This window comes from Acinetobacter sp. UBA3025 (assembly GCF_002367915.1).
Lineage (GTDB): Bacteria > Pseudomonadota > Gammaproteobacteria > Pseudomonadales > Moraxellaceae > Acinetobacter.
On sequence record NZ_DFDO01000292.1, the window covers coordinates 1 to 9813 of the forward strand.

The window sequence follows — 9813 nt, forward strand, 5'->3', positions numbered from 1 at the left end:
AAATTAGGCGTTACTACGGATGAACAATAATTTTTACAGCAGACTCATTATTATGAATCAATGTTTCAAAGCCTTTAGAAACAAGATCATCTAATGCAATCCGTTGGGTAATAAAAGGTTCTAGATTAATCTTACCTTGCTCAACCAAACGAATAGTTTCCTGATGGTCATTGACGTAAGCTATCGTGCCACGAATATCTAGCTCTTTCATCACCACACTATGCACATTAATTGTGGCAGGATGGCTCCAAATAGAAACGATAACGACTACACCAGTTGGTTTCATTGCTGCAACGAGTGTATCCATGACTTTATTGACACTACTACATTCAAAAGCGACATCTACACCGCGGTCTTCTGTAATTTTCATTACCTCAGCAACTACATCAATCTTAGATGGGTCTAGTACATAATCGGCAACACCCGCTTCTATCGCTTTTTCTTTACGTTTTGCACTCAGTTCAGTAATGATGACCGTGAGACCTTTGGCCTTTAAAATAGCAGATAAAAGTAAGCCTATTGGGCCTGCTCCACCAACCAGTGCGATATCGCCAGCTTTTGCGCCACTTCTGACATAGGCATGATGACCAACGGACAAAGGTTCTATCAATGCTGCTTGGTCTAAAGGAATATCATTTGAAATAGGATGCACCCAACGCCGCTGAACTGCAATTTTTTCAGAAAGACCACCACCGCGTCCGCCTAAACCAATAAAGTTCATATTTTTTGATAAATGATACTTATCATTGGGGCCAGTCGGGACATCATCCGCAATAATATAGGGTTCAACTACGACATGTTGTCCAATTTGGATATCGTCTACACCCTCACCAACTGCATAAACTACGCCTGAAAATTCATGTCCCATTGTTACAGGTGCAGATTCTCCCGAAATTGGATGTGGATGACCACAAGGTGGAATAAAAATAGGGCCTTCCATGAATTCATGTAAATCTGTACCGCAAATACCGCACCATGCAACTTGAATTCCAACTGTGCCTGGAAGTACTTTCGGTTCAGGGATATCTTCAATTCGAATATCCCCTCGGTCATAAAAACGAGCTGCTTTCATTGTGTATTCCTTATGTTGATATTAACGGTAAACCATTCCACCATCTGTCAAAATAGACTGACCTGTAATATAGTTTGCATCCTCGCTGGCTAAAAATGCAACTAATGCAGCCACGTCATCTGGTGTTTCAGCACGTCCTAAAGCAATACCATCTACATATTTTTTATACGTTTGACCAATTGGTGCACCTGTAATTTCAGAGAACCGCTGATCTATTTCGACCCACATGTCTGTACCAACAACACCCGGACAATAACTATTTACAGTAATTTTAGCACTGGCATATTCTTTAGCCGCAGCTTGCGTCAATGCACGAACTGCAAATTTCGTTGCCGAATAAACACCGAGTAAAGCAAAGCCTTCATGACCTGCTATTGAGCATGCATTAATAATTTTTCCAGCCTGTTGGCGTTGTTTAAATTTATTTGCTGCGGCTTGAATCCCCCAAAGTACACCACCGACATTGATGTTCATAATTTGGGTAAATTCACTCGGCGTTACTTCTGCCAAAGCTTTGACTTGTGCAATACCTGCATTATTAATCATGATATCAAAGCCATTAAGTGTCGATTCTGCATGATTAATAGCGTCACTGATTTGTATTGGATCTGAAATATCCGCAATAAATGTGGTGGCTTTTACGCCAAAGGCTTCAACCTCTTGTTGAACAGTATTTAACTTTTCTTGATGAAGATCGACCAAGGCAATATGTACACCTTCTTGTGCTAAACGTAAGGCAATACCACGTCCAATGCCTTGTGCCGCACCCGTAATTAAAGCAACTTTGTTGTTTAAACCTCTAGGCATGTTGCGACTCCTTAAATATGGATTGCACGTTGCATCGCCGACAAGACCGACTCATGCATCGCCTCAGACAAAGTAGGATGAGGGAAAATGACCTGCGCTAAGCTTTCATCCGTCGCTTCTAGGTATTTTGCGATGGCAAAACCCTGAATATGTTCGGTAACTTCATGTCCAACCATGTGAGCACCTAACAATTCACCCGTTTCCTGACTAAAAATAGTTTTAATGAATCCTGCGCTATCACCCAAAGCCAATGCCTTACCATTCGCTTGTAAAGGAAACTTACCCACATTGATATTCAAGCCCGCAGCTTTCGCTTTCTGTTCTGTCAAACCAATACTGGCCACTTGCGGATGGGTAAAAATACAGCCCGGAATTTGTGTACGATCTAAAGCATGTACATGATCTAAACCTGCAATTTTCTCCACACAAAGAATAGCCTCGTGACTGGCCTTGTGTGCCAAACACGGTGCGCCTGCAACATCGCCAATTGCATATACGCCCACAATATTAGTTTTGCACCATGAGTCGACTTTAATAAAACCATTCTCTAATTCGACACCTAAAGCTTCTAGGCCAAGATTTTCAGCATTTGGTTTCACGCCAATAGCTGAAAGCACCTTTTCAACAGTAATGATTTGTACACCTGTGGCAGTTTCAATATGACAATGTACTTGAGCCTGATCAGTTTCTATTTTTTTTACAGTCGCTTCGGTTAAAACCTGCATACCCTGCTGTTCAAATTGCTTTTGTACATACTTCGCAACTTCAATGTCTTCGCTAGGAAGAATCTGCTTTGCAATATCAACCAAGGTGACTTGGCAGCCTAAGTCTTGGTATAGGCTTGCAAACTCACTGCCTATAGCACCCGAACCAATGACCAGTAAAGATTTTGGTAATTGTTCTGGAACTAAAGCCTCTTTATAACTCCAGACCTGATGGCCATCTACAGGAATATGAGGCAAATTGGCCGCACGTGCGCCTGTTGCGACAATAATATGCGGTGCAGAAATCTGCTGTTTTTGACCATTCGCATCTGTAAGCTCTAATTGCTCTTTGGCAATAAACTGGGCTGCTGCGTTAAAAACAGTGATTTGATTTTTTTTCAATAGTTGACCGATACCTTGCACCAGTTGCTCAGAAACCTGTCTGCTATGATGGACCAGTTTTTGAATATCAAAATCAATCGCGTTAAGCGTAAAGCCAAACTGCCCTGCATGTTTGAACTGCTGCGCAAGCACAGCCCCGCTCAATAATGCCTTGGTTGGAATGCATCCCCAATTAAGACATACTCCGCCTAAGTGTTGTTTTTCAACGATTGCCGTTTTTAATCCCAGTTGCGCTGCGCGAATCGCAGCGACATATCCTCCAGGACCAGCACCAATAACCACAAGATCAAATTGTGTATCTGACATGACTATTCCTCCTACACCAAAATTAATGCAGGATTTTCGACAAACTGCTTAAATGCCGATAAGAATTGAGCACCCAACGCACCATCAATGACACGATGATCACAAGACAATGTTGCGGTCACCATTTCACGAACAACAATCTCATCATTTTCAACGACAGCACGTTTCTCTGCTGCACCTAAGGCTAGAATTGCACCTTGAGGCGGGTTAATAATGGCATCAAACTGTTGAATACCAAGCATGCCCAAATTGGAAATACTGAAACTGCCCCCTTGAAACTCATCAGGTGCCAATTTTCCAGTTTTGGCACGTGTCGCCAGATCACGCATATCATTGGAAATTTGCGCCAAAGATTTACGGTTCGCTGCTTTAATAATTGGCGTGATCAGTCCATTTTCGATGGCTACAGCAACCGAAATATCAGCCTGTTCAAACTGTAAAATCTGCTGATTCTCTTCATCAAACTGAACATTAACTTGTGGAACTTTAATCAGTGCAGCAGCAGCAGCTTTAATCAGCATATCGTTAATGGACAGTTTGACTTGCGGTACAGTACTGTTAATTTGCTGACGCAAAGCCTGAACCGACTCAACATTTAAGTCTATCGTTAAGCGAAAATGTGGTGCATTGCGTTTTGCCGCTTGTAGCCGTGCAGCGATTGCTTTACGCATACCATTCATAGCTACGGTGGTGAATTTTGCTGACTCTGTTGGATGCGCATACTCAGTATGTTGAGCTTGTACAGGATTTTCCCGTTGATATACAGCTTCAACATCTTCCTTACAGACTCGTCCACGTGAACCCGATGCACGACAATCATGCAAATTAATGCCCCATTGTTTTGCCAAACGGCGAGCAACAGGTGTTGCTAGAACATCACTATCATCTGCTTTAGATTTCGCGGCTTTCGTACTAGCTTGATGACGTACATCTGGCCAAGAACCACCAGCAGCTTGAACTGCGGCCTGAATATCTTGAACACTGATACGGCCTTCACGTCCAGAACCCGTAATCTGAGCCAAGTTTACATTATGCTTTTCAGCCAATTTCAAGGCATGTGGCGTTGCAAAAATATCATCCCTTTGTTGGTAGCCTTGTAACTCATCAGGAATAGAATATCCGCCCTGAGTCACCGCTTTTGATCCATTACCAACACTGTTCTGTTTAGGAGCAGCTTGTACTTTGGTTTCAACTTGAGCCACATCGACTTTTTCAGGAACCGCTGCTACCGCTTTATTTCCAGTTACAGCAGGTGTTCCACCTAAAGACTGTGCAAATGCTTCAACTTCTGCATCGGAAACTTGGGCGTCTGCACAAATTGCAATGATTCCACCTACGACCAGTGTGTCACCATCGTTAGCAATAATTTTTCGTAGCAGGCCATCAAAAGGTGCCTCCAATACATTGACGATTTTTGTGGTTTCAATTTCACAAATTTCCTGTCCTTTACTAAATTGGGTACCTTCCTGAATCAGCCATTGGGCAATCGTACCCTCTTCCATGGACAAACCCCATTTTGGGATTTCTAAAGTTTTAATTTCGCTCATCCTAAGCCTCCAACGTCTTGCGTACAGCCTGTTCGATGCGTTCTACACTAGGTAGCCATTCTTTTTCTAGTACTGGTGAAAATGGTACGGGTGAGTGTGGTGGAGTGACTAATTCGATTGGTGCTTTAAGATAATGAAAGCCTTTCTGGGCAATAAGCGCAGCCACATCATGTCCGAAACCACAACGTGCTGCTGATTCATCTACAATCACCACACGACCTGTTGAAGCTACTGACTCTAAAATGCCATCTTCGTCTAATGGTGAAATGGTTCTAGGGTCAACCACTTCAACCGAAATGCCTTCTTTTGCGAGCTTATCAGCGACTTCATTGGCACGATGCACCATCAAACTTAAGGCAATAATGGTGATATCTGTGCCTTCACGGGTGTAATTTGCGACACCAAAAGGAATAGTGTAGGCTTCATCTGGCACTTCGCCCTTAATGTCGTACAACAACTTGTGTTCACAAAAGACTACTGGGTCGTCATCTCGAATGGCTTGAATCAACAACCCTTTTACATCATAGGCACTTGAAGGCACCACCACTTTTAAACCAGGCACTGAGGCAAACACGTTATATGGCGACTGAGAATGCTGCGCTGCTGCGGAAAAACCTGCACCAATCATGCCACGTACAACGAGTGGCGCTTTAGCTTTGCCGCCAAACATGTAGCGAAATTTAGCTGCTTGGTTATACAGCATGTCATAACACACGCCGTAAAAATCCATAAACATTAAATCTGCCACAGGTCTTAAACCCGTTGCAGCAGCACCTGCCGCCATACCAATAATCGCTGATTCTGTAATTGGAGTATCAATGACTCGTTCAGAACCAAATTCAGTCCATAAGCCTTTGGTTACACCAAGTACACCGCCAAAACCTTCCAGCTTATTATCATCGGTATTTTTACCACCATGTCCACCACGAACATCTTCACCGACCACAATGACACTTGGGTCTCGGCGCATTTCTAATTCAATTGCTTCTTTAATCGCGTTTCGATAACTTTTATTTGGCATTGTTCTACTATTCCTTTAGTAAGAGACGTATACATCGGTAAGTAACTGAGAAACTTCTGGGTACTTAGCTGCACGTGCCTTTGCAACGGCATCGTCTACATTGGCTTTAGACTGAGCGTCAATCGCATCGAGCTTGGCTTCGTCAATTTTGTCTTTGACTTTTTCGCGGAATATTTTCAATGGATCTTTATGTTCTTTGACATAATCCAGTTCTTCTTTAGAACGGATAAGCCCTGGATCACCTTCAAAATGTCCATAAAATCGGTTGGTTACCGTTTCAATCACACTCGGACCTTCACCACGGCGGGCACGTTCAATGGCTTTTTGTGCAACTTCATACACAGCAAAAAAGTCTGTTCCATCTACTTTTTCAGCGGGTAAGCCAAAACCTGCTGCTCGGCCTGCAATATCTTTACTGCCTACGGCATAATCATGTGCAGTACCTTCACCAAAACCGTTATTTTCAAAAACAAAAATGACAGGAAGCTTTAACACAACAGCCATATTAATGGCTTCAAAAGTTAAGCCCTGATTTGAACCGCCATCACCGGTAAAAGATAGACCAATCCCCCCATTTTTGAGTGTTTTAGCACTTAAAGCTGCCCCAATAGCCAAAGGTGGACCACCACCCACAATACCGTTTGCACCGAGCATGCCTTTATCTAAGTCCGCAATGTGCATTGAGCCGCCTTTACCACGACACAAACCATCATCTTTGCCAAAAATTTCTAGCATCATGGCGTGAATGTCACAGCCCTTTGCAATACAATGTCCGTGACCACGATGTGTTGAGGTAATGAAGTCCTTATCTGTTAAATTTTCACAGATCCCTACGGCAACAGCTTCCTCACCGCTATAAAGATGGATGAAACCTGGGATATCACCTGTATTGTTTTCATCGTGAAGTCGATCCTCAAATTCACGAATGTCGCGCATTCTTTTGTATGCTGCTAGCAATTGCTCTTCCGTTAATTGCATATATTTATTCCTTATTAACTACGCTTAAAAGAAAATCCCAAATTGAATAACTGGATTTTTAAATCGTATATTTATATAAGAATATTTTTATTTAATTTCATATTAGACTAAAAAAATATAATGCATAAAAACATAAGATAAACATTAAAAACAATGGTTTATAAAATTAAGAAATTTGTAAATTTTTTAATATTATTCAGCTATATACTAAAACAAACCTTTAACCAACCTTTGTTTTATATGATAAGTTTTTTGCCCTGTTTTAATATTATTAATGCATTTAAAGCAGCTTATTTAATATCAGGCTCAATATTAATTATTTTAAACGACGGAGTGTTTGAAATGGATTTAAATAACCCAGTATTAACTGGAAAGAAGCTACGTGGCGCTAAAAAAATGGCGCGTATTCCAATTAAAGTTGTTCCAACGGAAACGATACCGAAAAAGCCAGAATGGATCCGGACTAAAATTAGTCGACCTGAGGAAGTCCAAATCATTAAGGATTTATTAAGACAACAAAAACTACATACCGTTTGCGAAGAAGCAGCTTGTCCTAACTTGCCGCAATGTTTCGGTAGTGGAACAGCAACATTCATGATTATGGGAGATATCTGTACTCGACGCTGTCCATTCTGTGATGTCTCGCATGGCCGTCCTAATGCCTTAGATATTAACGAGCCACTGCATTTGGCTGAAACAGTGAAGAATCTAAACTTAAAGTATGTTGTGATTACTTCCGTTGACCGAGATGATTTAAAAGATGGCGGTGCACAGCATTTTGCAGATTGCATTCGAGAAATTCGTCAAACTAGTCCAGACACTTTGATTGAAGTTTTGGTTCCTGATTTTCGTGGTCGCGCAGATATTGCACTTAAAATTCTGAGCAAAAATCCACCTGATGTTTTTAATCACAATATTGAAACCGTGCCACGCCTGTATAAAGCCATGCGACCAGGCGCTGACTATCAGCATTCATTGAATTTACTTAAGAAATTTAAACACTACTGCCCTGATATCCCAACGAAATGTGGTTTGATGGTGGGTTTAGGAGAGATTGAAGCTGAGGTTATTGCGTTATTAAATGATTTGAAAGATTATCAAATTGATTATGTCACAATCGGCCAATACCTACAGCCATCCAAATCACATGCGCCAATTCATCGTTTTGTTACATTGCAAGAGTTTAAACATTATCAAACTCATGGAGAGCACTTAGAGTTTAAGAATATTTGGAGTGCACCATTAGTGCGATCGAGTTATTTTGCTGACCGCCAGTATTATGGTGAGGCTGTACCTGTGCCCTACGTGCGTGAATGACATTTTCATCATTTAAAGGATCCTATTTATCAACATAATGGTTACTTTTATTAACACTTCAGATAAAAATAGTCATTTCCAGTCCATAACAACACTTTTAAAGTAGCTAAAAGGCTGGTAAAACCCAAAAAAGGTTATTTAACGAATCCAAGAAAAAATGATTTGGTACACGTAAGAAAAGATTGAATGAGTATAGATCTGGAAATTGATTTCTGAAGTTTAAAGATATTACAGTCTAATCATAAAGGAATATGATATGAACCTGTTCAATACAGCACCAGCAAAAAAGCTGCAAACAACACATTTAATTAATCAGCATATTGTTCAGGCTGCACCCGTTTTGGCTTTGCCTCAAGAAGATCAGACTTCCCTATTCCGCCGCTCTATTCAGCATAATTATGCCGATTTATTAAGAATTGCTGATGATTCCGATATGGCAATTGGTCTTACAGATCACCATGGTACTCTGTTATGGACCTGGAGTAGTTCCGCGATGCTTTCTTCTGCTGAACAGGTACATTTTATTGAAGGTGGCCATTGGTCAACGCAGGCGGTTGGGACCAATGCGATTGGTATGACATTAAATAGTCAAACATCAAGTTGTGTATATTCTCATGAAAACCAAATGGACAGCGTTCGTGATTGGGTTTGTTATGCAGCACCTATCTGGGATCCGACTTCAGGTCAATTTCATGGCATTATCAATCTTTCCACAAAATATAAAAAACATACCCCTCTAGGCATTCTTGCTGTGGAACGCTGTGCAGACTTAATACAGCGAGCAATAAAATTTGAACAGAAAAATTTTTTATACATTAAAGCGCTAGGTTCACCCTGGGTTCAATTTAATGGGCATACTTTGAACTTGACTCACCGTCAAATTGAAATACTTTGCATTTTAGCTTTGTATCCGTACGGGATTGGTTTAGAAGAGTTACACTATGCCCTTTATGGTGAGCGTAATGTCAGCCTAAAAACCCTAAAGGCTGAGCTTTCACAACTTCGTAGCCTATTACCTCATTCAATTGAGGCTCGGATTTATAGGCTTACCTGTGAAGTCCAATGTGATTTTTTACGTGCTGAACAATCATTAAATGCAAATCTTATTTCGAGTACATTCTCGCTATATAAAGGTAGCTTTTTATCTAAATCAGAAAGCCCTTTACTCAGTACTTGGAGACATTGTTTTGATGCCCGTTTAAGCCAGTTGATTTATCAAATAAAGGATACCGATCAATTATTACGGATTATTGGGCAAACACATGATCGTATTGATGCGGTACAGCGTTTATTAGAATTATTACCACAGGACAGCAACTACCGTAATTATTTTTCAAATCTGATTTAAATTTGATTTGTTGCTTCAACTCTAAAGTTTTATTGAATAAGGTTTTATTGTGTAGCAGATAGAAATTGTTCATCTAAAGATCTTTATTGTGTTTGAATTGGCCAGTTTGAAATAATGGCTCACTGAAAGCCCAGCCTGACCACCATCGACAATAACGATATTAAAATGTGATTTTAAGCATGTTGATTTAAATTTGCATAGTAGGTTCATAAACTTGCACAAGTAAAATTGCGGATTTTATTAAGATAACTATTTAATATTAATATTAATTATTTATTAAAAAAAATTATGAACTAGACTTTAGGTAAACA

General features: G+C 40.5%; 8 protein-coding genes. 2 read left to right on the plus strand and 6 right to left on the minus strand.

All coding sequences use genetic code 11. The features are described from left to right. Positions 1-13: 13 nt before the first annotated feature. Genes B4J23_RS12285 through B4J23_RS12310 form a run of 6 tightly spaced genes read right to left on the minus strand, consistent with a single transcriptional unit; the run spans position 14 to position 6837 of the window. Positions 14-1072 (minus strand): 2,3-butanediol dehydrogenase, encoded by a 1059-nt coding sequence (locus B4J23_RS12285; RefSeq protein ID WP_262738696.1) that lies wholly within the window; start codon positions 1070-1072, stop codon positions 14-16. A gap of 21 nt (positions 1073-1093) precedes the next feature. Continuing rightward, positions 1094-1879 (minus strand): acetoin reductase, encoded by a 786-nt coding sequence (locus B4J23_RS12290; protein ID WP_180031423.1) that lies wholly within the window; start codon positions 1877-1879, stop codon positions 1094-1096. An 11-nt stretch (positions 1880-1890) separates the two neighbouring features. Next, the gene (gene lpdA, locus B4J23_RS12295) at positions 1891-3291 is read right to left on the minus strand and encodes a dihydrolipoyl dehydrogenase (RefSeq protein ID WP_166139586.1); all 1401 of its coding nucleotides are present in this window, start codon (positions 3289-3291) and stop codon (positions 1891-1893) included. An 11-nt stretch (positions 3292-3302) separates the two neighbouring features. Further along, on the minus strand, positions 3303-4838 hold the full coding sequence (locus B4J23_RS12300; RefSeq protein WP_180031422.1) for a 2-oxo acid dehydrogenase subunit E2: 1536 nt from the start codon (positions 4836-4838) through the stop codon (positions 3303-3305). A 1-nt stretch (position 4839) separates the two neighbouring features. Continuing rightward, positions 4840-5859 (minus strand): alpha-ketoacid dehydrogenase subunit beta, encoded by a 1020-nt coding sequence (locus tag B4J23_RS12305; protein ID WP_004979604.1) that lies wholly within the window; start codon positions 5857-5859, stop codon positions 4840-4842. A gap of 15 nt (positions 5860-5874) precedes the next feature. Then, a complete protein-coding gene (locus tag B4J23_RS12310; RefSeq protein ID WP_075166713.1) occupies positions 5875-6837 on the minus strand; it encodes a thiamine pyrophosphate-dependent dehydrogenase E1 component subunit alpha in 963 nt (320 codons plus the stop codon). 342 nt (positions 6838-7179) lie between these two features. Here B4J23_RS12310 and lipA point away from each other — a divergent pair, with 342 nt between their 5' ends. Together lipA and B4J23_RS12320 are read left to right on the plus strand one after the other, a co-directional pair. Next, on the plus strand, positions 7180-8154 hold the full coding sequence (gene lipA / locus B4J23_RS12315; protein ID WP_075166809.1) for a lipoyl synthase: 975 nt from the start codon (positions 7180-7182) through the stop codon (positions 8152-8154). Between the two features lie 256 nt (positions 8155-8410). Continuing rightward, entirely contained in the window at positions 8411-9502 is a 1092-nt protein-coding gene (locus B4J23_RS12320) for a hypothetical protein (RefSeq protein WP_048881925.1), read from the plus strand. Positions 9503-9813: the final 311 nt, after the last annotated feature.